At 65.1% G+C, this 24,362-nt stretch carries 25 protein-coding genes; 10 read left to right on the forward strand and 15 right to left on the reverse strand.

Going from position 1 to position 24,362, the window contains the following annotated elements; translation table 11 throughout:
• Positions 1-97 precede the first annotated feature (97 nt).
• Positions 98-985 (reverse strand): LysR family transcriptional regulator, encoded by an 888-nt coding sequence (locus APH44_RS03980; RefSeq protein ID WP_054891434.1) that lies wholly within the window; start codon positions 983-985, stop codon positions 98-100.
• A gap of 19 nt (positions 986-1,004) precedes the next feature.
• On the opposite strand from APH44_RS03980, the gene APH44_RS03985 reads away from it, so the two are divergent.
• Genes APH44_RS03985 through APH44_RS03995 form a run of 3 tightly spaced genes read left to right on the forward strand, consistent with a single transcriptional unit; the run spans position 1,005 to position 4,038 of the window.
• Positions 1,005-2,378 carry a CitMHS family transporter gene (locus tag APH44_RS03985; RefSeq protein ID WP_156343718.1) on the forward strand — a complete coding sequence of 458 codons (1,374 nt, stop codon included), beginning with the start codon at positions 1,005-1,007 and terminating at the stop codon, positions 2,376-2,378.
• Positions 2,379-2,380: 2 nt separating this feature from the next.
• On the forward strand, positions 2,381-3,727 hold the full coding sequence (locus APH44_RS03990) for an acyclic terpene utilization AtuA family protein (protein WP_054891399.1): 1,347 nt from the start codon (positions 2,381-2,383) through the stop codon (positions 3,725-3,727).
• The gene (locus APH44_RS03995) at positions 3,724-4,038 is read left to right on the forward strand and encodes a hypothetical protein (protein ID WP_054891400.1); all 315 of its coding nucleotides are present in this window, start codon (positions 3,724-3,726) and stop codon (positions 4,036-4,038) included. The genes APH44_RS03990 and APH44_RS03995 overlap by 4 nt, the downstream gene beginning before the upstream one ends.
• Before the next feature lie 8 nt (positions 4,039-4,046).
• On the opposite strand, the gene APH44_RS04000 is transcribed toward APH44_RS03995, so the two are convergent.
• Positions 4,047-4,427, reverse strand: coding sequence for a RidA family protein (locus APH44_RS04000; protein WP_054891401.1), 381 nt, complete (start codon positions 4,425-4,427; stop codon positions 4,047-4,049).
• Positions 4,428-4,555: 128 nt separating this feature from the next.
• Between APH44_RS04000 and APH44_RS04005 the strand changes: the two genes are divergently transcribed.
• Positions 4,556-5,248, forward strand: coding sequence for a class I SAM-dependent methyltransferase (locus APH44_RS04005; protein ID WP_054891402.1), 693 nt, complete (start codon positions 4,556-4,558; stop codon positions 5,246-5,248).
• Positions 5,249-5,251: 3 nt separating this feature from the next.
• On the opposite strand, the gene APH44_RS04010 is transcribed toward APH44_RS04005, so the two are convergent.
• Positions 5,252-5,515, reverse strand: coding sequence for a DUF2790 domain-containing protein (locus APH44_RS04010; RefSeq protein ID WP_054891403.1), 264 nt, complete (start codon positions 5,513-5,515; stop codon positions 5,252-5,254).
• 116 nt (positions 5,516-5,631) lie between these two features.
• On the opposite strand from APH44_RS04010, the gene APH44_RS04015 reads away from it, so the two are divergent.
• Positions 5,632-6,564, forward strand: coding sequence for a LysR family transcriptional regulator (locus APH44_RS04015; protein WP_054891404.1), 933 nt, complete (start codon positions 5,632-5,634; stop codon positions 6,562-6,564).
• A 3-nt stretch (positions 6,565-6,567) separates the two neighbouring features.
• On the opposite strand, the gene APH44_RS04020 is transcribed toward APH44_RS04015, so the two are convergent.
• The 9 genes from APH44_RS04020 to APH44_RS04060 all read right to left on the reverse strand — a co-directional run bounded on the left by APH44_RS04020 (position 6,568) and on the right by APH44_RS04060 (position 15,529).
• A complete protein-coding gene (locus APH44_RS04020) occupies positions 6,568-6,867 on the reverse strand; it encodes a hypothetical protein (protein ID WP_054891405.1) in 300 nt (99 codons plus the stop codon).
• 115 nt (positions 6,868-6,982) lie between these two features.
• Entirely contained in the window at positions 6,983-8,287 is a 1,305-nt protein-coding gene (locus tag APH44_RS04025; protein WP_054891406.1) for an MFS transporter, read from the reverse strand.
• 322 nt (positions 8,288-8,609) lie between these two features.
• Positions 8,610-8,837, reverse strand: a complete 228-nt coding sequence (locus APH44_RS04030) for a hypothetical protein (RefSeq protein WP_054891407.1) — start codon at positions 8,835-8,837, stop codon at positions 8,610-8,612.
• Positions 8,838-9,024: 187 nt separating this feature from the next.
• The gene (locus APH44_RS04035) at positions 9,025-10,356 is read right to left on the reverse strand and encodes an MFS transporter (protein ID WP_054891408.1); all 1,332 of its coding nucleotides are present in this window, start codon (positions 10,354-10,356) and stop codon (positions 9,025-9,027) included.
• 87 nt (positions 10,357-10,443) lie between these two features.
• On the reverse strand, positions 10,444-11,382 hold the full coding sequence (locus APH44_RS04040) for a hydroxymethylglutaryl-CoA lyase (protein WP_054891409.1): 939 nt from the start codon (positions 11,380-11,382) through the stop codon (positions 10,444-10,446).
• The gene (locus tag APH44_RS04045; RefSeq protein WP_054891410.1) at positions 11,379-12,572 is read right to left on the reverse strand and encodes a CaiB/BaiF CoA-transferase family protein; all 1,194 of its coding nucleotides are present in this window, start codon (positions 12,570-12,572) and stop codon (positions 11,379-11,381) included. The genes APH44_RS04040 and APH44_RS04045 overlap by 4 nt, the downstream gene beginning before the upstream one ends.
• 118 nt (positions 12,573-12,690) lie before the next feature.
• Positions 12,691-13,608 (reverse strand): LysR family transcriptional regulator, encoded by a 918-nt coding sequence (locus APH44_RS04050; protein WP_054891411.1) that lies wholly within the window; start codon positions 13,606-13,608, stop codon positions 12,691-12,693.
• Between the two features lie 12 nt (positions 13,609-13,620).
• Positions 13,621-14,403 carry a hypothetical protein gene (locus APH44_RS04055; RefSeq protein ID WP_054891412.1) on the reverse strand — a complete coding sequence of 261 codons (783 nt, stop codon included), beginning with the start codon at positions 14,401-14,403 and terminating at the stop codon, positions 13,621-13,623.
• Positions 14,404-14,500: 97 nt separating this feature from the next.
• Complete coding sequence (locus APH44_RS04060; protein WP_054891413.1) at positions 14,501-15,529, reverse strand: NAD(P)-dependent alcohol dehydrogenase; 1,029 nt, start codon at positions 15,527-15,529, stop codon at positions 14,501-14,503.
• Between the two features lie 309 nt (positions 15,530-15,838).
• Here APH44_RS04060 and APH44_RS04065 point away from each other — a divergent pair, with 309 nt between their 5' ends.
• The 5 genes from APH44_RS04065 (at position 15,839) to APH44_RS04085 (ending at position 21,123) form a co-directional block, all read left to right on the forward strand.
• Positions 15,839-17,020 carry a M20 aminoacylase family protein gene (locus tag APH44_RS04065; protein WP_054891414.1) on the forward strand — a complete coding sequence of 394 codons (1,182 nt, stop codon included), beginning with the start codon at positions 15,839-15,841 and terminating at the stop codon, positions 17,018-17,020.
• Between the two features lie 76 nt (positions 17,021-17,096).
• Positions 17,097-18,407 carry a citrate-proton symporter gene (locus tag APH44_RS04070; protein WP_054891415.1) on the forward strand — a complete coding sequence of 437 codons (1,311 nt, stop codon included), beginning with the start codon at positions 17,097-17,099 and terminating at the stop codon, positions 18,405-18,407.
• Complete coding sequence (locus APH44_RS04075) at positions 18,404-19,861, forward strand: amidase (protein ID WP_054891416.1); 1,458 nt, start codon at positions 18,404-18,406, stop codon at positions 19,859-19,861. The genes APH44_RS04070 and APH44_RS04075 overlap by 4 nt, the downstream gene beginning before the upstream one ends.
• A gap of 68 nt (positions 19,862-19,929) precedes the next feature.
• Positions 19,930-20,700, forward strand: coding sequence for an IclR family transcriptional regulator (locus tag APH44_RS04080; RefSeq protein ID WP_054891417.1), 771 nt, complete (start codon positions 19,930-19,932; stop codon positions 20,698-20,700).
• 105 nt (positions 20,701-20,805) lie between these two features.
• Positions 20,806-21,123 (forward strand): putative quinol monooxygenase, encoded by a 318-nt coding sequence (locus tag APH44_RS04085; RefSeq protein ID WP_054891418.1) that lies wholly within the window; start codon positions 20,806-20,808, stop codon positions 21,121-21,123.
• Positions 21,124-21,314: 191 nt separating this feature from the next.
• Here the strand turns inward: APH44_RS04085 and APH44_RS04090 are convergent, their stop codons facing one another.
• Genes APH44_RS04090 through APH44_RS30565 form a run of 3 tightly spaced genes read right to left on the reverse strand, consistent with a single transcriptional unit; the run spans position 21,315 to position 24,359 of the window.
• On the reverse strand, positions 21,315-22,163 hold the full coding sequence (locus tag APH44_RS04090; protein ID WP_054891419.1) for a DUF1989 domain-containing protein: 849 nt from the start codon (positions 22,161-22,163) through the stop codon (positions 21,315-21,317).
• Between the two features lie 16 nt (positions 22,164-22,179).
• A complete protein-coding gene (locus tag APH44_RS04095; RefSeq protein ID WP_054891420.1) occupies positions 22,180-22,857 on the reverse strand; it encodes a GntR family transcriptional regulator in 678 nt (225 codons plus the stop codon).
• Positions 22,854-24,359 (reverse strand): amino acid ABC transporter permease/ATP-binding protein, encoded by a 1,506-nt coding sequence (locus APH44_RS30565; RefSeq protein WP_054891421.1) that lies wholly within the window; start codon positions 24,357-24,359, stop codon positions 22,854-22,856. The genes APH44_RS04095 and APH44_RS30565 overlap by 4 nt, the downstream gene beginning before the upstream one ends.
• Positions 24,360-24,362 lie beyond the last annotated feature (3 nt).

The following is a 24,362-nucleotide window of genomic DNA, read 5'->3' on the forward strand; positions in this document are numbered from 1 at the left end:
TTGAACAGCAACACACGACATCGCCGTTTCGGACAACATTGTTGAGATCTAACCTACTGAGGTTCCGCGCTCGTCGACAACTGGCAAAAATGATAGGTCACTCATCTGTGCCAGACAGATCACCAAGGCAATCGATCAAGGCCGAAGCTGCTGGCGAAAGGCTGCACTCTGTGCGGGTGATGATACCGATTTCACGCTCCAGACCTCGCGCTTCCAAGGGCCTGCGCAGCAACCTGTGTGTACCGTCGTGCGCCGACTCCGGCAGCAGCGTGACGCCCAACCCATTGCGCACCAGCGCCAATACCGTCGACATGTAGTTGGCTTCCATGGCCGCTTGCAACACCAGCCCGTGTGCGCGGAACACCTGTTCGATCTGCGCCCGCACGCTGCTGTCGCGCCCGGTGAGAATCATTGGCAGGCCGTCCAAGGCTTGCAGACCGACAGGGCCGGTGGCCAGCGGGTGCCCGGCGGGCACAAACAGGCACAGTCGATCGCGCAACAGCGGCGTGAAGTCCAGCCCATGGCCGAACTGGCTGCGCACACCCACCCCAAAATCCACATCGCCTTCGCGCACGCGCTCGACGATGCGCTCGGCAACCAGGTCGCGCAGACGCACTTCGACACCTGGATGCCACTGGCGGAACACCGCCAGCCGCTCGGCCAGCGCCCCGGCGCACAGCGAGGGCAGGGCAGCCACGGTGACCACCCCGCGGCGCACCGCCGCCAAGCCCTGGCTGGCACTGACGATGTTGGAAAGATCGAGCAGCAGCTTCTCCATTGCCGGCAGCGCCTCGCGCCCTGCGCCCGTGAGGGTGACGTGCCGAGGGCTGCGTTCGAGCAGGGCGACGCCCAGCCAGGTTTCGAGTTGGCGGATCTGTACGGTCAGGGCCGAGGGCGACAGGTGCAGGTCGTCGGCGGCGCGGGCGAAGTTGCCACGTTGGGCAACGGTGATGAAGGCACGAATATGCTGCAGGGCGTTCTTCATTTTGTTTTTCCGAATGTGCATGGCTTTAAATTGCAATTTACACGCTACCGGCCCTCTCCTGATACTCGGGGCAACAACAAAAACAAGCCGGAGTACCCCCATGCTCGCCCTCTACGGCGTCATTACCATTCTGTCCTTGCTGATCGCGGTGATGAGCAAGCGCATCTCGCCCCTGGTCGCGATGATCGCCTTTCCCGTCGTTGCCGCCTTGCTCGCGGGCTTCGGCCTGCAGACCAGCGGCTTCATTCTCACGGGTATCAAGAATGTCGCCCCGGTGGTCGGCATGTTCATCTTCGCCATCCTGTTCTTCGGGGTGATGACCGATGCCGGCATGCTCGACCCGATCATCGACCGCATCCTGCGCGCCGTCGGGACCCGCCCGACCCGTATCGTCTGCGGCACCGCGCTGCTGGCGTTGCTGGTGCACCTGGACGGCTCGGGTGCGGTGACGTTCCTCGTCACGGTGCCAGCGATGCTGCCGCTGTATACGCGCCTGGGCATCGACCGGCGGGTCCTGGCCTGCGTTGCGGCGATGGCGGCGGGGGTGAACTTCCTGCCCTGGACCGGCCCGGTGCTGCGTTCATCCGCCGCGCTGCACGTGCCGGTGGCCGAGCTGTTCCAGCCGCTGATTCCGGTGCAGGTGGTGGGGCTGTTGTTCGTCTTCGGCTGTGCCTACTGGCTGGGCCGACGTGAAGAGAAGCGCCTGGGGCTCATGGCCGGCGCCGATGCCGGCGCGGCACCGCAGCGCATCTTGAGCGCCGATGAACAGGCCCTGCGCCGGACCCACATGTTCTGGCCGAACCTGCTGCTCACCGTGCTGGTGATGGCGGTGATGATCGCCGGCTGGGTCGACCCCGTGGTGATGTTCATGCTCGGCACTGTCGCGGCGCTTTGCCTGAACTACCCGCGTGTCGACCAGCAGCGCGAACGCATCGACGCGCACGCCAAGACTGCCCTGACCATGGCCAGCATCCTGCTTGCCGCGGGGGTGTTCACCGGGATCATGCAGGGCACGGGCATGCTCAAGGCCATGGCCGAGGTGGCGGTGCAACAGATTCCGCCGGGGCACGGGCGACTGATTCCTGCCCTTGTGGGCTTCGTGTCGATGCCGCTCAGCTTGCTGTTCGACCCGGATTCGTTCTACTTCGGTGTCATGCCGGTGATTGCCGAAGTCGGCCGCTCGCTGGGCGTGGACCCGGTGCAGGTGGCCCAGGCGTCGCTGCTCGGGGTCCATACCACCGGCTTCCCGGTCAGTCCGCTGACCCCGGCGACTTTCCTGCTGGTGGGGCTGTGCAAGCTTGACCTTGCCGATCACCAGCGTTTCACCCTGCCATTTCTGTTCGCCGCGTCGGTGCTGATGACCCTGACCGCGCTGGCACTTGGAGTCTTCTGAACATGAACACTTTGCGAATCGGCGCCGGTGCCGGTTATTCCGGCGATCGCCTGGAGCCTGCGGTGGAACTGGCCCGGGATGGGCAGCTGGACTACCTGGTCTTCGAGTGCCTGGCCGAACGCACCATTGCCCTGGCCCAGCAAGCCCGACTGGCTGACCCTCGTGCCGGCTTCGATCCGTTGCTGGCCGAGCGCATGCGGGCGCTGCTGCCCTACGTACGCCGCGGCGGGCAGCGACTGCGGATCATCACCAACATGGGCGCAGCCAACCCGCGTGGCGCCGCGCGACAAGTGTCGGTCATCGCGGCTGAACTCGGGGTGCAGGGGCTGAAGGTCGCGGCCGTGGAAGGTGACGATGTGCTCGACGTGCTGCGCCAGCACCCGGAGTGGACACTAGACAATGGCCTGACGGTGGCCGGGTTGGGTGAGCGGCTGGTCTCGGCCAATGCCTATCTGGGGGTCGAAGGGATCGTTCAGGCGCTGGCCCTGGACGCCGATGTGGTGATTACCGGTCGTGTCGCCGATCCGTCGCTGTTCCTTGCCCCCCAAGTGCATCACTTTGGCTGGCCTGCCGACGATTGGCGCCGCCGTGGCCGAGGGACGCTGACCGGTCACTTGCTCGAATGCGCGGGGCAGGTCAGTGGCGGCTACTTTGCCGACCCCGGCATGAAGGATGTGGCCGACCTGGCACGGCTGGGTTTCCCCTTCGCCGATATCGACAGCGAAGGCCTGGCCACGCTCGGCAAGGTGGCCGGCAGTGGCGGTCGCATCGATGTCGCGACGTGCACCGAGCAACTGCTTTACGAGGTACACGATCCACGTCGGTATCTGACGCCGGATGTCACGGCCGACTTTTCGGGCGTGCACTTGCAGGCCTGCGGCAAGGATCAGGTGCGCGTCAGTGGTGGCGAAGGCACGGCTCGCCCGCAGCACCTCAAGGTTACCGTGGGCTATCGGGATGGCTGGATCGGCGAAGGGCAGATGTCCTACGGTGGCCCGAACGCCGTGGCGCGGGCGCGTTTGGCCGGGCGGATCGTCGAAGAACGCCTGGCATTGACGGGCGTCGCCGTCGAAGAACTGCGCTGCGAGCTGATGGGGGTTGATTCGCTGCACGCCAGCCACTTCGGCATGGGCGGTGAACCCTGGGAGGTACGTCTGCGGGTTGCGGCGCGTTGCCCGAGCCGTGAAGCGGCGCAGGCGGTCGCCAACGAGGTCGAGACCCTCTACACCAATGGCCCGGCTGGCGGTGGCGGGGCCACTCGCCAGGTCCGCGAAGTATTGGCCGTCGCCAGCCTCTACCTGCCGCGTGAACTCGCGCAACCTCAAGTCCACCTGGAGCAATGTCCATGACCCGCCGACTGCACGAACTTGCCCACACCCGTACCGGGGACAAGGGCGACACCTCGAACATCTCGCTGATCGCGTATCGGGACGAGGACTACCCGCTGCTTGAACGGGAGCTGACAGCGGAACGGGTGGCAGCGTGGTTCGCCCATCTTCGCGATGAAAGCGCGGGGCCTGTACGTCGCTATGACTTGCCGCAACTCAAGGCCCTGAACTTCGTGCTGCCGGGTTTATTGCGTGGTGGCGTGACCCGCTCGTTGGCGCTGGATGCCCATGGCAAGTGCCTGGGGGCGGCGTTGTTGGCGATGGAGGTCTAGCTCTGCTATCAGCCCTTGGCCGCCATCGCCGTCACTTCGACCTTCATCCCTTCGAACGCGAGCGAGGCTACGCCCACCGCCGCACGCACTGGCCATGGCTTGGCGAAGAAGCGCTGGTACACCTCGTTGAATGCCGCACGATCGGCCATGTCGGTCAGGTAGATGGTCAGGTGCAGCACGCGGTCCATCGAGCTGCCCGCGCGCTCCAGTGCATCCTTGAGTGCCTGCAGGGTGCATTCGCTCTGGGTGACGATATCGCCCAGCTCAAGCTCGCCATCGGCGCGCACCGGGACCTGGGTGGTGACCAGGATACCGTTGTATTCGGCGACATCGGAGGAGATGGACGCGGCGTCCGCATCGGGGGTGAAGGTGATACCAGTCTGGGCCATGAACGACTCTGCCTTGCTTTGGAAGTGAAAGCGCAAGCCTACGCGAGCCGCGGCCCCGGTCGCAAATGCATTGAAATGACGCGCCCCGGCCTTCAGAATCGCGCCGATTCTCATGCAAGGGGTTGGCGTTGAACGAACAGACATTGTCGCAGCGGCTGGAACGCGTGGCGGCTCACATCCCGCCAGGGGCGCGCCTGGCCGATATCGGTTCCGACCACGGCTTCCTGCCGGTGGTCCTGGTATTGCGTGGCGCCATCGAGGCCGCAGTGGCGGGCGAGGCGGCGGCAGGGCCTTGCGAGTCAGCCCGGCGCAATGTGCGCCGCAACGGGCTGGACGCGCGCATCAGCGTGCGCCTGGCCAACGGTCTGGCCGCCATCGAAAGCGATGATCGCATCGACACCATCAGCCTCTCGGGCATGGGCGGGGAAACCATTGTCGAGATCCTCGAGGCAGGCAAGGCGAGGTTGCAGGATGGGCAGCGCCTGGTGCTGCAACCCAATGGTGGCGAGCAACCGCTGCGCCAGTGGTTGATGGACAACGGCTATCGGATTGTCAGCGAAGAGGTGTTGCGGGAGAACCGCTTCGACTACGAGATCATCGTCGCCGAACAAGCCGACTCGGTGCGCTACAGCCCGCAGGAGCTATTGTTCGGCCCCTTGCTCATGCGCGAGAAAAGCGCGGCGTTCATCAACAAGTGGCAGCGCATGCGGCGCCAGCGTCAACAGGCATTGGCCAACTTCGAACGGGCTAGGGAAGTGCCTCAGGACAAGGCCCGGGCTTTTGCGATGCACATCGACTGGATCGACCAGTTGCTGGCCTGAAGCTCATTGCTGCGAGCAGTTGCCCATTTCGCGGTAGGCGATCTTGTGGGTCTGGCCCTGATGGTTAACATAGACCATGTGCGCCGTGCCCACCTGGCAATCGGCAGCGTTACTGGCTGGGGTGATCGACACCACCTTGGCGACATCCAGCGGCATACCGTATTCGTAAGCCTGCCCCTCGGCAGACGGCGTGCGAGGCTGCTCGGCGAAGGCGGCAATGGGCAGGAGGGCGCTACACAGCGCAAGTGCGGCGATCGAGCGTTTCATGATGAACTCCAGATGAGGTTTCCCTCATGATCCATTCATTGGTGTTTCACAATAAATGGGCTGGACCGTGATAGATTCCTGCCTTCAAGGTATGAATCACGCTGGAGCGTCACTTCATGGACATGCTGCACGCAATGCGCACTTTCGCCCGAGTCGTGGAGTGCGGCAGCTTCGCCGCAGCCGCCAATGCTCTGGACATTTCGGCGGCGCAGGTGTCGCGGATCGTCGCCGAACTGGAAAACCAGTTGCAGACTCGCCTGCTGCATCGCACGACCCGGCGGCTGCGCATGAGCGAGGCGGGGGAGCGCTTTCTCGAACGCTCGCGCCAGATCATGCTGTTGACCGAAGAGGCCTTTGACGAAGCACGCGGCGCCCACCTCACGCCCCGCGGACGCCTGCGCGTGCATTGCAGTCATGGTCTGGGTCTGCTGATGATGCCGTTGGTGGCACGCTACAACGCCTCGTGCCGTGAAGTGGTGATGGAGCTCACCCTGTCCCAGCGCAACCCCGACCTGCTCGCCGAAGGGCATGACGTGGTCATTGCCATCGGCCAGGGCCTGCCTGACTCGCAACTGATCGCCATCCCGCTGGGCAGCATCTACAGCGTGCTGTGTGCTTCCCCCGACTACCTGGCTCGCCACGGCGTCCCCAAGCGTCCCGAGGACCTGCACGAGCATGTCTGCCTGCGCACGGTCGATCCGCTGTTCGAGGAGGACTGGCCCTTCGGTGACGCGCCGGACAGCTGCGTGATTTCCCCCCAGGACACCTTTCTCACCAATGTGGCCGATGCGATGGTCAAGGCGACCGAGCTCGGCATGGGCATTGGCTTGCTGCCCTATTACTCGGCCAGCCAGGCACTGGAGGACGGGCGCCTTTGCCGACTGCTAGCCCCGCATCGGTTGCGGCAACGGGAGATCTATGCGATCTACCCGTCGCGGCACTATCTCGATGCCAAGGTGCGTACCTGGCTGGACTTTCTCAAGGAGCAGTTGCCGGTGCTGTTCCAGGCGCATGAGCGGCTGGTGGATGACCCACGCTGCTGGCGCTAGGGCTTACCGGCTGTCCTGGTCCTCGGCACTGCCACCGGTTGCCCCGGCACCGCTGCCGGTAGCCTCGCCAGTGCTGCTCGAGCCACCGGTGCTGCCGTCAGCCGCGTCGGCGTTGCTGCCGGTATCACTGCTGTCGTTACCCTTGCTGCCGCCAGGGCTGTTGACGCTGCTGCCGTCGCCGGCGGTCTCGCCCTGTGTGGCGGGGGCCTTGTGGTCGGAGTGATTGGTGTCGGTTGCGGCGAAGCTGGCACTGGAAGCCAGCCCCAAGGCGAGGAAGAAAAAGAGCGGGCGCATGTGAGCCATGGTGAATCTCCTACGAGGATGATCGTCCTTCGTTCGGCTGCGCGCAGAGGGCAGGGTGCCCGTCGAGCGACGGGCGGTCGTGGGGATGCCATGCAGCCCCACGTGCGCACTTCGATCAGGCAGGCTCGGAGCGCGCGAGCGGGGCGCTTTCACCCGTAACGGCATCGACGATCGGCGGATGATCCTGCGCGGCGTGGATCAGTTCCTCGGTCATGCGCAACTCGGCGCCGGTTGGCGAGAAGGTCGCGGTAGGCGCGAAGGGGGCCGGATGCTCGGGCGCCGGGCGCTTGCCACGCCGCCAGACGAAGAAGCTGACCATTGCCAGGTTGATCACGGCGAAGGCCCAGAACAGCCCGGCCTCGCCATAGGAGGTCATCACTGGCGAGATCGCCAGCGGGCTCATCGCCGACCCCAGCGAGTTGATCAGCAGCAGGCCCTGGATCATCGGCACCAGCGCATCCATCGGCGCGCGGTCGGCGGCATGGCTGACCGCCACCGGATACACCGCGAACACACCGCCACCCAGCAGGAACAATACCGCTGGCAGCCACGCCGAGGTGGAGGGCAACAGCAGGATGACCAGCGACAGCACGACGCACAGCGTACCCAGGGCGATCAACACATCCTGGCGATCCTTGCGGTCGGACCAGCGCCCGACCGGGTACTGCAGCAGCATCGCGCCCAGGATCACCCAGGCCATCATGCGCCCGACTTCACCGACATCCAGGCCAATACGCTGCAGGTACAGCGGCAGCAGCGCATATACCGCAGCAATCGCCACGCCCGAACCAAAACAGCCGACCAGGCCGCTCGGCGTCACCCCCAGCAGTTGCCGCGGCTTGAGCGGCTCGACCTGGTCCAGCAACGGCGATACCCGCGGCAGGATCACGATCGGCAGTACCGACAGCGCCGCCAGCATGCCCGCAACGGTGAACGGCGCACTGGCGCCCAGGCTCACCAGCTCGCCGAGCATCGCCTGGCCCAGCACGCCCGCGCCGTACAGCGCAATCATGTACAGGGCCAGCAGGCGTCCACGAATCTTCGCGTCACCGGCCAGCAGCAGCCAGCTTTCGATCACCAGGAACACGCCGACCGTCGCCCAGCCGTTGAGCAGGCGCAGGGCGAACCAGCCCCAGGTGTCGACGAACAGGCCCTGCAACAGAATGGTTGCGGCAATCAGCGAAGCGAAACTGCTGTAGGCACGGATGTGGCCAATGCGCAGGATCAGCCGGTCGTTGAAGATGGCGCCGAGGGTGAGCCCGATGAAGAAGCCCGACGAGACGATACCGATCATCGTTGCCGATTCGCCGGCTTCGCCGAGGCGCAGGGTGGTCAGGGAATACAGCAGGCCATTGCCCAGGGCAATGATGAACAGCCCGAGCAGGGGTGCCAGCGCCATCGCCAGCAAACGCGGAGACATACGTACCTCAAGTGATCGATCAGCAAATGAACCTCTTCGACCACACGCGTCTGACCAGACCTCGAAGGAGTGGGGCTGCACGTAAGTGCCAGGGCGGGGATGCGACCAGGGCAAGACTCAACCGCAGACTCGGAGCACGAGATCGGGCGGGGTCGGTTGAGCCTGTTGCACATGCGCGATGTGGCTGAGGCACGGACGTTGTCATTGCTGCCGGTAGCCACCGTACGAGGCGACTGGGCGAAAAGGCGCGGCATTCTACGCCCGCGCCCCATCACTTGCCAAAGCCCTTGAGGTGCGACAGGAGGCCGCACCCTCTGCTGAATCAGGACGAAGGTTTGGCCGCTGTGTCCTGGCCGCTGTTGCTGTTGACCTGGGCGTCTTGCTGGGCGGCCTTGGCGGCTTCGCGCTTGGCCACCATATCTTTGCTCTGCTGCTGTTGCAGGGCCCAGCGGGCATGGTGTTCCTGCAGGCGCTCGGCGCCGCCTTCGGCGAAGGCGGAGGTTACGGCGGTGGCGGCCAGCAGGGCCAGGGCATAGCGCAGGGATTTCATGGTTTGACTCTCCATCGTAGTTTGATTCTTCAAGGGCCTTGCAAGAGCGGCCGATGGAGAGAGGATGGAGGGCCAGGATTTTCTCAGGATTAACAACAATCAGATGTTCGACCGTTGGTCGCCTTGGTTTTGCGGTTTCTTCGGTTGCCGGGCAAGCGATGGCCGCGGACCTGGCAACCGAATGGCCTCAGTGTTTCGGCAAGTCCCGCGTGCGCAGTTTTTCCGGCAAGGCGAACAACAACAGCACCGCTGTCACCAGGCTCGTGGCAGCGATCAGATACAGCGCAGGCGTGGTGCTGCCCGACAGATCGCGAATACGCCCTACCAGTACCGGGCTGACGATCCCGCCCAACTGCCCGAGCGTATTGATCAGCGCGATGCCACCGGCAGCCCCGGCGCCTGCGCCGGCCAGCAACTTCGGCGGCAGCGCCCAGAAGCTCGGAATGGCCGCCACCACACCGGCACCCAGCAGACCGAGGGAGACGATCAACAACGGCGTGTGGTCATCGAACAGCCCGGCGCACAGGAAGCCCACGGCACCGAGGCTGATCAACCCGGCGGTAAACCAGCGCCGCTCGCCGGTCGCATCCGACCACCGGCCGCACACCACCATGGTGATTGCCCCGCAGACATAGGGCACAGCCGTCAGCAGGCCAATCATCGACGGGTTCTCCGTCCCCGCGCTGCGGATCAGTTGAGGTGCCCAGAAGTTCAGGCCGTAGGAGGCGATCTGAATCAGGAAGTAGATCAATCCGAGCATCAGGAAACCGGGGATGCGGATCGCCTGCAGCAACGAACCTTTTCCATGAGCCGCCTGCGCCGGCTCGATGCGTGAGCGCAGCAACTGTTTTTCCTTGTCGCTGAGCCAGCCGGCGTCCTCGATGCGGTCCTTGAGCTGGGTCAGCACCAGCAAGCCAAGCGCTACGCAGGGCAGGCCGCCCAGCAGAAACAGCCAGTGCCAGCCGCGCATCTGCATGACCCCGTCAAGATGACCGAGCACCAGGCCCGAGAACGGCGCGCCGAACAGCCCGGCGAAGGCCGAAGCGAGGAACAGCAGCGAGGTGATGCGGCCACGGAAATGCTGCGGGAACCACAGCGTCAGGTAGTACAGCACGCCGGGCGCGAAACCGGCTTCCATGGCGCCGATGATGAAGCGCAGGGCATAGAACTGCCATTCGCTGGTGACGAACACCATGGCGGCGGTGGCCAGGCCCCACGAAATCATGATCCGCGCGATCCAGCGGCGGGCACCGACCTTGTATAGCATCAGGTTGCTCGGCACCTCGAACAATACATAGCCCACCACGAACAGGCTCGCCCCCAGGCCGTAGGCGGTGTCGCTGAAACCGAGGTCGGTCTGCAACTGGAACTTGGCGAAACTGATGTTGATGCGGTCGAAGAAGGCGAACAGATAACACACCATGATCAACGGCATGAGGCGCCAGGCGACCTTGCGGACCAGGGCTTTTTCGCTGTCGGCGCCATCGGTGGCACCCAGCGGCAGGGCGGAAAGGGTCATTGATGTTCTCCAGTCGGGCCGCCCTGTGGGCGGCCTTGTTGTTCTTGTTGTCTGGCGGGGCCACGGCCCCTTGGGTGTAGCGAAGAATCAGGCGGGCAGGCCGGCCGGCAGCGGGTGCAGGTCGCAATTGCGTCCGGCCTTGACCAGTTGCCCCGGCACCTCATGGCCGAGCAGCGCAGGCAGGCTGCGCGACATCTTCAGCAGGCCGTCGAGGTCGATGCTGGTAGGGATGCCCGTCTCGATGCACAGGTTGACCAGGTCCTCGCTGCAGATGTTGCCCGATGCTCCCGGCGCGAACGGGCAGCCGCCCAGCCCGCCGAGCGCGGCATCGAAGCGCCGCGCACCGGCTTCGTAGGCGGCAAGCACATTGCACAGGCCCAGCCCACGGGTGTTGTGAAAGTGCAACGTGAGCATCGATGCCGGCAGGCGCTCCAGGCTGCGCCGCACCAGGCGCGCGACCTGACGCGGATTGGCCATGCCAGTGGTATCGGCCAGGGTCACACCCTGCACACCCAGCTCCAGGTAGGCGTCGAGCAGGCGCAGCACCAGGTCTTCCTCGACGGCGCCTTCGAACGGGCAACCGAACGCAGTGGCGACACTGGCGTTGAGACTCACCCCCCGACCTTGCACGGCCTGGACGATATCGCCAAAGCCGGCCAGCGACTGTTCGCGGCGCATGCGCATGTTGGCCAGGTTGTGCGACTGACTGGCCGACAGCACCAGGTTCAGCTCGTCGGCGCCGGCAGCCAGTGCGCGCTCGGCGCCTTTGAGGTTGGGGATCAGGGCGACGTAGATCACACCCGGCTGACGCTGGATGCCACGGAAGACTTCATCACCATCGCGCAGTGCCGGAATGGCCTTGGGCGAAACGAACGAACCCGCTTCGATGCGGCTGAAACCCAGCTTCGACAGGCCATCGATCAGGCGGACCTTGTCTTCGGTCGGCACCCAGGTCGGTTCGATCTGCAGGCCGTCACGCGGGGCAACCTCCTGCACCACCAGCAGGTCTGCGTTGTTGTCGATCATTGCACCACCCCCTTGGCCCGCAGGCCGATGATCTCATCGGCGCTCAAGCCCAGCCCAGCCAACAGTGCATCGGTGTGCTCGCCCAGCGCCGGGCCCTGCCAGTCGACGCGCCCGGGCGTATCCGAAAGCTTCGGCACGATACCCGGCATGCGCACCGGCGTACCGTCGGGCAGCTGGCTGTCCAGCAGCATGTCGCGGGCCTGGTAGTGCGGGTCGTTGACGATGTCGGCAACCGAATAGATGCGCCCGGCCGGGACCTCGGCAGCTTCCAGCGTGGCCAGTACCTGGTCGATCGGGTGGCGGCGGGTCCAGGCCTCGATCGCGTCGTCGAGCTGTGCCGATTGCGCGGCGCGACCATCGTTATGGGCAAAGGCCTCGGCCTCGCCCAGGTCTGGTCGGCCGATGGCCTGCATCAGGCGCCGGAAGATCGGGTCGCTGTTGCCGGCGATCACCACGAACGCGCCGTCGGCGGTGCGGTAGGTGTTCGACGGCGCGATGCCGGGCAGGGCGCCACCGCTGCGTTCGCGGACATGCCCCAGCAGGTCGTACTCCGGCACCAGGCTTTCCATCAGGTTGAACACGCTTTCCACCAGCGATACATCGACCACCTGACCGACACCGCCATTGGCACGCACGTTAAACAGCGAGAGCAGGGCACCCATCACCGCGTGCAACGAGGCCAGCGAGTCGCCCAGGCTGACGCCTGCCCGCGCCGGTGCCGAACCCTGTTCGCCGGTGGTGTAGCGAATACCGCCCATGGCCTCGCCGATCGCACCGAAGCCAGGCCGGTCGCGATACGGGCCGCTCTGGCCATAGCCGGAGATACGCACCAGGGTCAGGCGTGGATTGAGCGCGTGCAGCTCGTCCCAGCCCAGGCCGAGCTTTTCCAGCGCACCGGGGCGCAGGTTCTCGATCAGCACGTCGGTGTCGGCCAGCAGGCGCTTGACGATGGCAAGGCCTTCAGCGGCCTTCAGGTCGAGGGCCAGCGACTTCTTGTTGCGTGACTGCAGGTACCACCACAGTGAGGTGCCGTCGTGCAGCTTTCGCCACTTGCGAAGCGGGTCGCCCTGGCCCAGGGCCTCGATCTTGATGACTTCGGCGCCGAACTCACCGAGCAGGCGAGCGGCGAAGGGGGCGGCGATCAGCGTGCCTATTTCCAGGACCCTGATGCCTTGTAGCGGGGCAGGCATGGTGCGTACCTCTTTGTTCTTGGACTTTGAGGTAGAGGCTACGACTGGCGCCGGGAACGCACCAATCCTGTGTCGGCAACAACCGTTCGCCAAATGCGAAGGGTAGGGGCGACACCCCTCAGCCGCCAGGCTCAGCCGCGCGCAAATGCTCGAACAGCAAGCGGCTCACCGGTGACAGCGACTCAAGGTCCCGCGCCACCAGCAGCAACTCACGCTCGGCCCAGTCGTCGCTCAGCGCCACCGCACGCAACCCCAGCGCACCGCCAAACAACTCGAAGGCCTTGCGCGGCAGGATCCCCACGCCCATGTCAGCCTGCACCATGCGGCACACTGCATCGAAACTGGGGACATGAATACGCAGGCGCAAAACCCGCCCGGCGCGGCGAGCGGCCTCGTGGGTACGCATGTTGATGGAGCTCGCCGAGTGCAGGCCGACAAAGTCATTATCCAGGGTTTCGGCGAAGTCCACCTGCGCCTGGTCTGCCAATGGATGCCCTTCACGCACCACCAGCACCAACTGGTCGCGTCTGTAGCGCACCTTGAGCAGGTCGCGGGTGTCGCTGTCGCTGGAGCAGATACCCAGGTCCGCCACGCCATCGAGCAACCCCTGGATCACGCCATTGCTGGGCCGCTCCTCCAGGTCCACCTTGATCCGTTCGTGTTCTGCGGCGAACAGCGCCAGGTCCTCGGGCAGAAACTGGATGATCGCCGACAGGTTGGCGAGCATGCGCACGTAGCCGCGCACTCCCTGCAAGTGCTCGCCCAGTTCCAGGCCTATCTTCTCGAGGTTGAACAGCATGCGCCGGGCGTGGTGCAGCAGGGTTTCCCCGGCCGGGGTCAGGCTCATGCCACGGGCCTGGCGGGCGAACAGCGGCGAGCCGAGCGCTGCCTCCAGCTCGTTGAGGCGCTTGCTTGCCGCCGACAATGCGATCGCCTCGCGCGCGGCGGCACGGGTCAGGCTACCTTCCTCGTGGATGGCGACGAACAACTGCAAGGTCACCAGGTCAAGACGACGGATGAGGTTGTTCAGTTGCATGGTCAGGCGCCCTTACTTGCCCGCTGAAGCCGTGCGCGAGCGCAGCAGCGTCGCCAGCCCCACGGTCAGCACCACCGCCAGCCCCACGGCGAGCAGGAAGGTCAGGGCGATACCCAGGTGCGGCAGCAGCGCGCCAAGGCTCAGGTAAAAGGCAATCACCCCGACGGCGCCGATGGCGTTGCCGCGGATCATCCCGGCCATGGAGAAGCGCCCGCCTTGGACATGGGAGAACACCACCAACGGCCAGGCGATCACCGGAATCGGCGCGAGCATGCCGCTGACGGCAGGTCCCAGCCAGCTCGCCGCGCCTGTGGTGAGCATCAGCAGGCCGGTGGCGGCGACCATGCGCATGGGGATTTCCCACCAGCGCGCCTTGATCTGCGCAAGTTGCGCCGGGCGCGGCTCGCGGGCCGTGGCCCAGACCAGCAGCACCACCAGGCACAAGGCGACAACGATCGATACCGGCAGATTGCCCCAATGGGTCAGTACATAGGCTGCCACGCCGTACAGCGCGAGCGACACCACTGCCGTGAGGGCCACGCCAAGCTTGCGGCTGGCGAACAGGTAGCAGGCATAGCTGGCCTGGACCGCCGCCAGCCCGCCGAGTGCGCCCGGTATGGCGTTCAGGGAGAAGGCGGTGCCTTGTTCCAGGCACAGGAAGATCATGACCAGCGCCGAGGTGATCGGCATGCCAGAGAGCAAGCCGCCGAGCAATCCTCCCCAGCGCCGCGAGGCGAGGGAGACGGCCCACATAAGAAGGGGAGTGACAACGAGCTTGAGGTAGAAGAGCGTCATGACGGCAGGCGGTCCGGTTGTTCTTGTCTGACCGCAGGGCTGAGCCTGCGGCCGCGACATTGTCGATCATCCTCTGCGCCAATGACACCGCTTTGTTTCAGCGACTGGCGTCGAGTACTACCCGGTAGCGCGCCTTGCCGCTGCGCAGGTGGTCGATCGCCGCGTTGACCTGGCTCATCGCAAACTGCTCGACCTGGGGAGCGATCTGGTGGCGGGCGCAGAACTCGAGCATTTTCGCCATCGCCGCCGGGGAACCGACCGGCGAGGCGGACAGGCTTTTCTGCTGGAGCATGAGGTTGAACACATGCACCGGGATCGCCCCGGGCACCACACCGACGAAGTTCACCCGACCGCGGGTACCGAGGGTGCCGATCATGGCGGTCCAGTCCAGGTCGGCATTGGCCGTCACCAGGAGGAAGTCGAGGGTGCCGGCGATACCCTTGAGCGCCCGGCTGTCGGTGGAGGCCACCACCTTGTGTGCGCCCAGGCGCCTCGCTTCATCCTGCTTGTTCAAGGATGAGGTGAACGCGGTCACTTCGCAGCCCCAGGCATTGAGAAACTTCAGCGCCAGGTGCCCCAGCCCGCCGATGCCGACCACCCCGACGCGATCGGTGGGTTTGACACCGAATGACAGCAGCGGGTTGAACACCGTCGAACCGGCACAGAACAAGGGGCCGACAAGGGCAGGGTCGAGGCCGTCCGGCAGTGGGATGGCCCAGGCCCAGTGCGCTCGCAGGCGGTCGGCGAAACCGCCGTTACTGCCGATTATCGTCGGCCGGGCCGAACCACACAGGTTGTGCGAGCCTTCCATGCACGGCGCGCAGTGCATGCAACTGCCTTTGTACCAACCGATCCCGACCCGCTGTCCAACTTGCAGCCCCTTCACCCGATTACCAACCTGTTCGATGCGCCCGACCACCTCGTGGCCAGGAATGAACGGGTACCGGGTCAGCCCCCATTCGTTGTCGATCATCGACTGGTCGGAGTGGCAGACACCGCAGTACTCGACCACGACCTGCACCTCGTCGTCAGCCAGCGGGCCGGGATCGTAGCTGTACCGCTGCAGTGGCGCACCGGCTGCCGTCGCGGCCCAGCCGGTAAATGTGCTTTGGGTGGGGTTGCTCATGGGACACCTCCAGGGGCTTGGCGAGTGTTTTCGAAGCCTGGAAAGTGTAGTGCAGGGGCAGAGAAGCTACAGCGGCCCACTTCGATCCTGAAATCACTATCGCTATTTACAAAAATAGCGAAGTAGTGATGGAGGGACGACCCCGCTTCAAGCCCGGCTTGCACGCCGGGTTCCACACAGCGGAACCACATTCGATTGTCGCCGCCGCGCCGTCAGGTTTATCTGGCACCACCTGCGGCCTGCCTCTCGTGCCGCAATCCCCGAGCGAATAACAAAAGCGGGACTGCAACCCGCGCGAGGAGATGCCCGATGACCACATCCAAACACCCGCACATCCTGGCCTGGCTCGCCGACGTTGCCGGCGAGCTTCAGGCACTGCGCCAGGATATCCATGCCCACCCTGAACTGGGCTTCGAGGAGAATCGCACTTCGTCGCTGGTCGCCCAGACCCTGCGCGATTGGGGCTACGAGGTCCACACCGGAATTGGCCGCACCGGCGTGGTCGGTGTGCTGCGCAACGGCAGCAGCACGCGCCGCCTGGGGCTGCGCGCCGACATGGATGCGTTGCCGATCGTCGAGGCCACGGGCGCGGCCTACAGCAGCCGACACCCGGGTTGCATGCATGCCTGCGGACACGACGGCCATACCGTGATGCTGCTCGGTGCTGCTCGCTACCTGGCGGCGACCCGGCGTTTCGACGGCACCCTGACACTGATCTTTCAGCCGGCCGAGGAGGGGCAGGGCGGCGCCGAGGCGATGCTCGCCGATGGCCTGCTCGAGCGCTTCCCCTGCGATGCGCTGTTCGGCATGCACAACATGCCGGGGCTGGCCGCCGGGCACCTGGGGTTTCGCGAAGGACCGATGATGGCTTCCCAGGACCTGCTGACCGTCATCCTGGAGGGCGTCGGTGGTCATGGTTCGATGCCGCACCTGACCGTCGACCCACTGGTTGCGGCCGCCAGTGTGGTGATGGCGCTGCAGACCGTGGTGGCGCGCAACATCGATGCCCAGGAGGCGGCAGTGGTTACCGTCGGTGCGCTGCAGGCTGGCGAGGCGGCCAACGTCATTCCGCAGCAGGCCTTGTTGCGCCTGAGCCTGCGTGCGCTCGATGGCGAGGTCAGGCGCCTGACCCTGGAGCGCGTACAGGCGATCATCCACGCCCAGGCCAAGAGCTTCGGCTGCCGCGTGAGCATCGAACACCGGCCTGCCTACCCGGTGCTGATCAACCATGCCGCGGAAAACGCTTTCGCCCGCCAGGTCGGTAACGAGCTGCTCGGAGAAGCCGCCGTCGATGGCAATACCCGCAAGCTGATGGGCAGCGAAGACTTTGCCTGGATGCTGCAACGCTGCCCCGGTGCCTACCTGTTCATCGGCAACGGCGTGGATCGGCCGATGGTGCACAACCCCGCCTACGACTTCAACGACGACATCCTGCTGACCGGGGCCGCCTACTGGAGCGCGCTCACCGAGCGCTGGCTCGCCCCGGCCTGAGCGCTTCTTCATTGACTGCCGCTGGAGCCCGCATCCCTGCGGGCGTTCCTCACATCTGGTTTCTGGAGAACTTCCCATGCACGCTACGAACGCAGGCGCATCGCGCACCCGGCAAGTGGTCGCGGCCGTCATCGGCAATGCGCTGGAATGGTATGACTTCATCGTGTACGGCTTTCTGGCCAGCATCGTCGCTCGTCAGTTCTTTCCCTCCGACGATGACTACGCCTCGCTGCTGATGGCCCTGGCGACCTTCGGCGTCGGTTTCTTCATGCGCCCGGTGGGTGGCGTGTTGCTGGGCATGTATGCCGACCGCAAAGGACGCAAGGCCGCCATGCAACTGATCATTCGCCTGATGACCCTGTCCATTGCGATGATCGCCTTCGCCCCCAACTACCTGGCCATCGGCATGGGCGCTCCTATGCTCATCGTGGTCGCGCGTATGCTGCAGGGCTTTGCCACGGGGGGCGAATACGCCAGCGCCACGGCATTTCTGGTGGAGAGCGCGCCGGCGCACCGCAAGGGGCTCTATGGCTCCTGGCAACTGGTCGGGCAATGCCTGGCGGTGTTCTCCGGGGCGTCGATGGTCGCGCTGGTCACCCATTTGTGTTCACCCGAGGCGCTGGACGCCTGGGGCTGGCGAATTCCCTTCGTGTTCGGCTTGCTGATCGGTCCGGTGGGGTTGTGGATTCGCAAGCACATGCAGGAGCCCGAGGAGTTTCTCGAGGCGCGCAAGCAAGCCAAGGACCAGGCCCCGAGCCTGTGGCAGGTGCTACGTACGCATCGTCGGGCGCTGTTGGTGTCCATGGGCCTGGCCAGTGGCGCGACCGTTTCCTTCTATGTGGTGCTGGTGAACATGCCGACTTTCGCCCACAAGAGCCTGGGGTTGCCATTGGACCAGGTGCTGTTGGTGCAGATGCTCGCGGTGGGCCTGATGACGGTGGTGATTCCGTTCTCCGGCGCGCTGTCCGACCGTATTGGCCGCCGACCGGTGCTGATGGCCTTCACCCTGGGCTTTTTCCTGATGGTCTACCCGCTGCACCTGTGGGTCGCCGCGGCACCTTCGGTAGAGCGCCTGCTGGTGATGCAACTGGCCCTGTGCAGCATGATCGGCGGTTTCTACGGGCCGGCACCCACGGCGCTGGCCGAGCAATTCCCCGTCGCCGTCCGCTCAACGGGAGTGTCGGTGGCGTATAACGTGGCAGTAATGCTGTTCGGCGGTTTCGCGCCGCTGATCGTCACCTGGCTGACCAAAGTCTTGAACACGCCTGTGGCGCCGTCGTTCTACGTACTGTTCGCCTGCGTGCTGACACTGCTGGGCACCTATTGTCTGAAAGAAGCCGTGCGGCCACGCGCACCGGCCGTCATTGAACTTGGAGTAAAACCGTGAAACCGCTAGATCTCGACCCTGTCGTCGCGCTGGATGCCAGCGAGCTGTCCCGGGCGATCCATGCTCGTCAGGTTTCCTGCCGTGAGGTGATGCAGGCCTACCTTGCGCACATCGAGCGGTTCAATCCGCAGGTCAACGCCCTGGTTTCACTGCGGCCGGCACAGCAACTGATCGAGGAGGCCGACGCGCGCGACCGCGAGCTCGACCGTGGCCAGTCCCGCGGCTGGATGCATGGCATGCCCCAGGCGATCAAGGACCTGGCCGCCACGGCTGGCCTGCGCACCACCTTGGGCTCGCCGCTGTTCGCCGAGCAGGTGCCGCAGCAGGACGCCATCAGCGTGCAGCGGGTTCGGCGCAGCGGCGCGATCATCCTCGGCAAGAGCAACGTGCCGGAGTTCGGCCTCGGTTCGCAGACCTACAACACGCTGTTCGGCACCACCACCAACGCCTACGACCCCAGCCGGGTGGCCGGCGGCAGCAGCGGCGGGGCGGCGGCAGCATTGGCCATGCGCTTGCTGCCAGTGGCTGACGGCAGCGACATGATGGGCTCGTTGCGCAACCCGGCGGCGTTCAACAATGTGTTCGGCTTGCGCCCGTCCCAGGGCCGCGTGCCCCATGGCCCGGCGCCTGAGGTGTTCGTCCAGCAACTTGCCACCGAAGGCCCGATGGGGCGCAGCGTTGCCGACCTCGCGCGATTGCTGGCGGTACAGGCGGGTTACGACGCGCGGGCACCGTTGTCGATCAACGAAGGTGCTCAGGACTTCGCCGCCGATTTGCAGCAGGACTTCAACGACGTGCGGATCGGCTGGCTGGGTGACTACAACGGTTACCTGCCCATGGACGATGGCGTGCTGAGCCTGTGCGAAAGCGCACTGAGCGAATTCGAGAGCCTGGGGTGCAAGGTCGAGACCTGTCAGCCGGACTATCCGCTGGAGCGCCTGTGGCAATGCTGGCTGACCCATCGCCACTTCCTGGTGCACGGTAACCTCGCAGCCGCCTACGCCGACCCACATCGGCGCGCATTACTCAAGCCCGAGGCGCAATGGGAGGTCGAGGGCGGCCTGCGTTTGAGCGCCGCTGCGCTCTATGAGGCATCGCTGGCGCGCAGCGACTGGTACCGGGCGATGGCAGGGTTGTTCGAGCGTTACGACTTCCTGCTGCTGCCCTCGGCCCAGGTGTTTCCTTTCGATGCACAACAACCCTGGCCGCAGGTCGTTGGTGGGCGGACGATGGATACCTATCACCGCTGGATGGAGGTGGTGATCGGCCCGACTCTCGCCGGGCTGCCGAGCATCAGCGTACCGGTCGGCTTCAATGCCCAAGGCCTGCCGATGGGGCTGCAGATCATCGGCCCGGCCCAGGCGGACCGCGAAGTGTTGCGCCTGGCCTATGCCCACGAGCAACTGACACGTTGGGTCGAGCGCTGTCCGCCACCGAGCCTGCTGGCGCGCTGAAGCCCTTGCAGGCGCGTATCTTGCTGGGCAATGTGACGAACCTGGTGCACACACGGAGGCGAACGAACATGAGCGGCAACGGGGACGGCGGTGGCGTGCGCTCGGTCGAGCGGGCATTGACGATCATCGAATTGCTGGGTGAGCACCAGGCCCTGGGGCTGGAAGAGCTGCACTACCTGACGGCGTTACCCAAGGCCACGGTGTCGCGCATGCTCGCCACCCTGCAGGAACAGGGCTGGACCTACCGCGGCCTGAGCGATCGGCGCTACCGCCTGTGCGCCCGGCGCCTGTTCGGCGACGGCCAGTTGCGCTTCAAGCGGCAGCTGGTCGAAAGCGCAGCGCCGCTGTTGCTGGAGCTCAGCGAGCGCACCGGGCTGGTCGCCGACTTGTCATGCTTCGACGGCCAGCGCCTGGAAGTGATGGAAAGCGCGATTCCCCAGGTGCTGCGCAAGCGTTATCCGAACAACTGCCAGATCGTCGGCCACCACGCCAGCCTGTTCCACTCGGCGATGGGCCGCGCCTGCCTGGGCGAACTGGCCCCCCATGAAGTGCAGCGCCTGGCCGAGCATGCGCATGTTGGTGATGACGCGATGTTGCGGGCCATCGAGGACGAAACCCAGCGCGGCTTTGCCCGGCGCACCGAGGGTCATTGGGAATATCCGGTGCGCCTGCCGTTTCTGATCCGCGCCATCGCCTTGCCGGTTCACACGCAAGGGCGACTGGTCGGAAGCATCGCCCTGCACTGGCCGTTGGACCAGGCACCGGTGGAGCGGGTGCTGGGGTTGCACCTGGACAGCCTGACGACCACCGTTGGCCAGGTACAGCAAGCGCTGGCCTGAGCGATTTTCTGCATCGTATTGAAAGTGTTATCGGGCTATGCGGCTGTTTCCCGGCCATCGCCTCGGTAACACTGTGCGCAACTCAAACGTGTTGGAGATGTGTCGATGGGTGCGCAGGTAACGAACAATCCGCTGGTGTCGATTGCAGTGCTCAAGGCCCGCGAGGGCAGGGCGCTGGCATTGAAGCAGGCGTTGCTGGAACTGATCGAACCGACCCGCGCGGAGCCGGGTAACCTGGACTATGTGCTGTTCGAGGGCAAGGATGAGCCGGGGACGTTCTACATGCGCGAGGCGTTCGTCGATCAGGCTGCGCTCGATGCGCATTTCGCCGCGCCGTATTTCCAGCGGTTTGCGGCGCAGAGCGAAATGCTGCTGGGTGAACCGCTGCGCTTGATCTTTCTGGAGCAGGTTTCTGATCGCTGATCGCTGATCGCTGATCGTTGATCGGTGGTAGGGGGGGCGGTAAAAGACAGTTGGCTCCCACAGGTGTGTTGTTTTTTTGTCCTGTGGGAGCGGGCTTGCCCGCGAAACAGACACCGCGCTGCCTGGCACGGGCTGCGCCCGTGTTCGCGGGCAAGCCCGCTCCTACAGGGATTGGACTGGCCTTCAGCCGATCATTCCCACTCGGCCTTGCCGATCGCCAGCCCGTGCATGCCGTTGTAGCTGGCGCGCTTGGGCTGCGTCCAGCCCTCCAGCAGGCTGTCGTCGAGCTTGTAGATTTCCACCCCCAGCGGCCGGCAGACCGACAGCGGGTCCTGTGCCTCAGGCCCCCACATCGGCAGTGACAGGTCGCCACCCGGGCAGGTCGACAGCGCGCACAGCACATCGATTTCGGCGAAGAACTCCAGGTAATCACCCTGCTTGGCCGGGCAAGCCTTCATGAAATACATGTCGTCATGGTTCAAGCCGGTGCACTGGAAGATGTTCAGCACATCGTGCACGTCGAACTCGGTCAGCCCATGGGGCAGCACCGCGCGGGTGAGGTTGGAGTGGCAGTGGTGATGGAAGTCCTCGCCCGTGAGCATCTTGTTCACGTAGGGGTCGCAACGGGTGCCGAGCAGGTCATGCAGGCGCCCACCGTGCTCGTCGATGCCATAGTCGGCCAGGCTGTCGTCGGTGATGGTCACCAGCGGGCGCAGGAACGGCAGGTTCGACCACAGTCGGTCGTAGGTGGTGACGTGGGCACCCTGCAACTGGCGAGTGCGCGCCGCCCACAGACGCTCACGCGGGTCGTTGGCGTTCCAGATGTTGAAGTCGCCGACCTGCGGGCCGACCGGGGTGGTGACGCGGAACACATGGCCGGCCGGCACCTTCCAGGCGCGGCCGGTGCGGATCGGCACTTCGAATGTCTCGATCAGGGTGCGGGCGTCCTTGCGTTCGCGCACGCGGTCATAGAAAGGCTTGTCGACCTGCAGGGCAGCGCCTTTGCTGACCTGGTAGGCGGCGGGGTAATCCTTGTACATGGGTAGGTCTCCGGGTTCAGGAACGGGGTGGATGGCTGAACAGATCGAGCAGGGCGTGCTCGGAGTCGTCCAGGTAACGGGTCATGGCTTCGGCGGCGTCGTGGCGCAAGCCGTCGGCGAGCAAGTCGTGGATCTCTCTGTCGCGCTCCAGCCAGGGGCTCTGGAAGTTCTTTTCATCGGGCGCAACGGCGAATACCAGACGCATCTGCGCAGCGATATTGGTGAAGAAGGCATCCAGCAGCGGGCTGCGCAGCAAACCGACGATGTGCTGGTGAAAGCGCAGGCTGTGGGTGCCGAAGGCCTGCCAGTCTTCGCGATCACGGGCAAGTTCGGCGGCCTCGATGGCGTCGAGCATGCGGTCGGACTGGTATTCGCGCAGCGGCTTGCTGCCATGGATCGCCTGCACCTCGAGTGTGCGGCGCACCAGGAAGATATCCCGCACCTCGGCGACACCCAGCCTGCGCACCATCACGCCTTTGTTGCGCACATAGGTGGTCAGGCCTTCGTGGCCCAACTGGTGCAGGGCCTCGCGTACGGTGTTGCGCGAAGCGTTGTAGCGGCCGGTGAGCTCGGCCTCGACCAGCGGCATGCCTGAGATCAGGCGGCCGCCGATGATGTCCTCGCGCAGTTCGAGGGCCACCTGGTCGGCCAGGGGCAGGCTTTCGCCGGCTTTCTCCGGGGATTTGCTGCTCATGCCAGTTGCACGTCCTTGAGGAAGCGGCCCATGCGCTCGCTGCGGTTGTCGAGCAACTCGCGCGGCGCACCGGCCTGGATGATCTCCCCGCGTTCCATGAACACCACGCGGTCGGAGACCTGGAAGGCGAATTTCATTTCATGGGTGACGATGACCATGGTCATGCCCTCGCGCGCGAGGTCCTCGATTACCTTGAGCACATCACCGACCAGTTCCGGATCAAGCGCCGAGGTCGGCTCGTCGAACAGCATCACCTGCGGGCGCATCGCCAGTGCGCGGGCAATCGCCACCCTTTGCTGTTGCCCGCCGGAGAGTTGGTGCGGGTACTTGCCGGCGTGCTCGCGCAGGCCGACCTTGCTCAGCAGTGCCAAGCCCAAGGCGCGTAGTTCGGAGTCGCTGGCATGGCCATGGTGACGGGGGGCGAGCATCACGTTCTCCAGCACGGTCTTGTGCGGGAACAGGTTGAAGCCCTGGAAGACCATGCCCACCTGGACGATGCCCTCCATGTGCACGCGATTGCCAAGGCTGCCGCCGTCTTCGTCACGCCCGCGCAGGAAGGGTGCGCCACACAGTTCGACCTGGCCACGGTCCAGGCCCTCCAGGCCGTTGAGGGTACGGATCAGCGTAGTCTTGCCCGACCCCGAAGGCCCGATGATCGACACCACTTCGCCGAAGCGGATGTCCAGGTCGATGCCCTTGAGCACTTCCAGCTGGCCATAGTGCTTGCGTGCGCCGAGCACCCGCAGGGCGAAGTCGCCCTGCCTGGGGGCGGCCTCGCGCCGGACAGGCGCCGGTTGCGCCGGGCCATCGGCGATGGCCTTGGGCTGACGCCGGGTGACGTCAAGGTGCTGCTCCAGCCGACGCAACAGGTAACTGAACACCGTGACGATCAGCACATAGTAAAAGGCGACCGCGAGCATGGTCTCCATCACCAGGAAGTTCTGCGTGTACAGCTGCTGGCCGACCAGCAGGATCTCCGACAGCGAGATCACCGACACCAGCGAGGTCAGTTTGACGATGGTGATGTACTCGTTGGCCAGGGTCGGCAATGCCACCCGCAACGCTTGTGGAATCACGATCAGGCGCTGCACACCGGTGTAGCGGATACCCAACGCCTTGCCGGCCTCGAGTTGCCCCTTGGCCACGGCGAGCAGGCCGCCGCGATGAATCTCGGCGATATAGGCCGATTCGCTCAGCACCAGCGCGATCAGGCCGGCGGCATAGGGGTTGGAGAGCAGCACGCTGGTACCTGGGAACACCTGCGGCAGGTTGTAGACGAAGATCAGCAGCACCAGCAGCGGCAGGCTGCGGAAGAACCAGATGTACAGTGCCGCGCCGCGGTTCAGGGCGCGGTTGCTCGACTGCCGCGCCAGCGCCAGGACAAAGCCGAAGACGATGCCCAGCAGCCAGGTCTCGACGCTCAACTCCACCACGGTGCCGACCGCCTTCCAGAAGTCGCCGTTGACCAGCAGGCCGGCGGCATAATCCCAATCGAATTGCATGCT

It is taken from the genome of Pseudomonas sp. NBRC 111143 (genome assembly GCF_001320965.1).
Lineage (GTDB): Bacteria > Pseudomonadota > Gammaproteobacteria > Pseudomonadales > Pseudomonadaceae > Aquipseudomonas > Aquipseudomonas machongensis.

Coding starts and splice junctions, on each gene's coding strand:
- APH44_RS04065 (WP_054891414.1), top strand. CDS start 15,839: ATGACCACATCCAAACACCCGCACATCCTGGCCTGGCTCGCCGACGTT.
- APH44_RS04090 (WP_054891419.1), bottom strand. CDS start 22,163: ATGTACAAGGATTACCCCGCCGCCTACCAGGTCAGCAAAGGCGCTGCC.
- APH44_RS04010 (WP_054891403.1), bottom strand. CDS start 5,515: ATGAAACGCTCGATCGCCGCACTTGCGCTGTGTAGCGCCCTCCTGCCC.
- APH44_RS03985 (WP_156343718.1), top strand. CDS start 1,005: ATGGCTTTAAATTGCAATTTACACGCTACCGGCCCTCTCCTGATACTC.
- APH44_RS04025 (WP_054891406.1), bottom strand. CDS start 8,287: ATGTCTCCGCGTTTGCTGGCGATGGCGCTGGCACCCCTGCTCGGGCTG.
- APH44_RS04045 (WP_054891410.1), bottom strand. CDS start 12,572: ATGCCTGCCCCGCTACAAGGCATCAGGGTCCTGGAAATAGGCACGCTG.
- APH44_RS04035 (WP_054891408.1), bottom strand. CDS start 10,356: ATGACCCTTTCCGCCCTGCCGCTGGGTGCCACCGATGGCGCCGACAGC.
- APH44_RS03990 (WP_054891399.1), top strand. CDS start 2,381: ATGAACACTTTGCGAATCGGCGCCGGTGCCGGTTATTCCGGCGATCGC.
- APH44_RS03980 (WP_054891434.1), bottom strand. CDS start 985: ATGAAGAACGCCCTGCAGCATATTCGTGCCTTCATCACCGTTGCCCAA.
- APH44_RS04055 (WP_054891412.1), bottom strand. CDS start 14,403: ATGACGCTCTTCTACCTCAAGCTCGTTGTCACTCCCCTTCTTATGTGG.
- APH44_RS04070 (WP_054891415.1), top strand. CDS start 17,097: ATGCACGCTACGAACGCAGGCGCATCGCGCACCCGGCAAGTGGTCGCG.
- APH44_RS04020 (WP_054891405.1), bottom strand. CDS start 6,867: ATGGCTCACATGCGCCCGCTCTTTTTCTTCCTCGCCTTGGGGCTGGCT.
- APH44_RS04060 (WP_054891413.1), bottom strand. CDS start 15,529: ATGAGCAACCCCACCCAAAGCACATTTACCGGCTGGGCCGCGACGGCA.
- APH44_RS04085 (WP_054891418.1), top strand. CDS start 20,806: ATGGGTGCGCAGGTAACGAACAATCCGCTGGTGTCGATTGCAGTGCTC.
- APH44_RS04095 (WP_054891420.1), bottom strand. CDS start 22,857: ATGAGCAGCAAATCCCCGGAGAAAGCCGGCGAAAGCCTGCCCCTGGCC.
- APH44_RS04000 (WP_054891401.1), bottom strand. CDS start 4,427: ATGGCCCAGACTGGTATCACCTTCACCCCCGATGCGGACGCCGCGTCC.
- APH44_RS04015 (WP_054891404.1), top strand. CDS start 5,632: ATGGACATGCTGCACGCAATGCGCACTTTCGCCCGAGTCGTGGAGTGC.
- APH44_RS04080 (WP_054891417.1), top strand. CDS start 19,930: ATGAGCGGCAACGGGGACGGCGGTGGCGTGCGCTCGGTCGAGCGGGCA.
- APH44_RS04050 (WP_054891411.1), bottom strand. CDS start 13,608: ATGCAACTGAACAACCTCATCCGTCGTCTTGACCTGGTGACCTTGCAG.
- APH44_RS04030 (WP_054891407.1), bottom strand. CDS start 8,837: ATGAAATCCCTGCGCTATGCCCTGGCCCTGCTGGCCGCCACCGCCGTA.
- APH44_RS30565 (WP_054891421.1), bottom strand. CDS start 24,359: ATGCAATTCGATTGGGATTATGCCGCCGGCCTGCTGGTCAACGGCGAC.
- APH44_RS03995 (WP_054891400.1), top strand. CDS start 3,724: ATGACCCGCCGACTGCACGAACTTGCCCACACCCGTACCGGGGACAAG.
- APH44_RS04040 (WP_054891409.1), bottom strand. CDS start 11,382: ATGATCGACAACAACGCAGACCTGCTGGTGGTGCAGGAGGTTGCCCCG.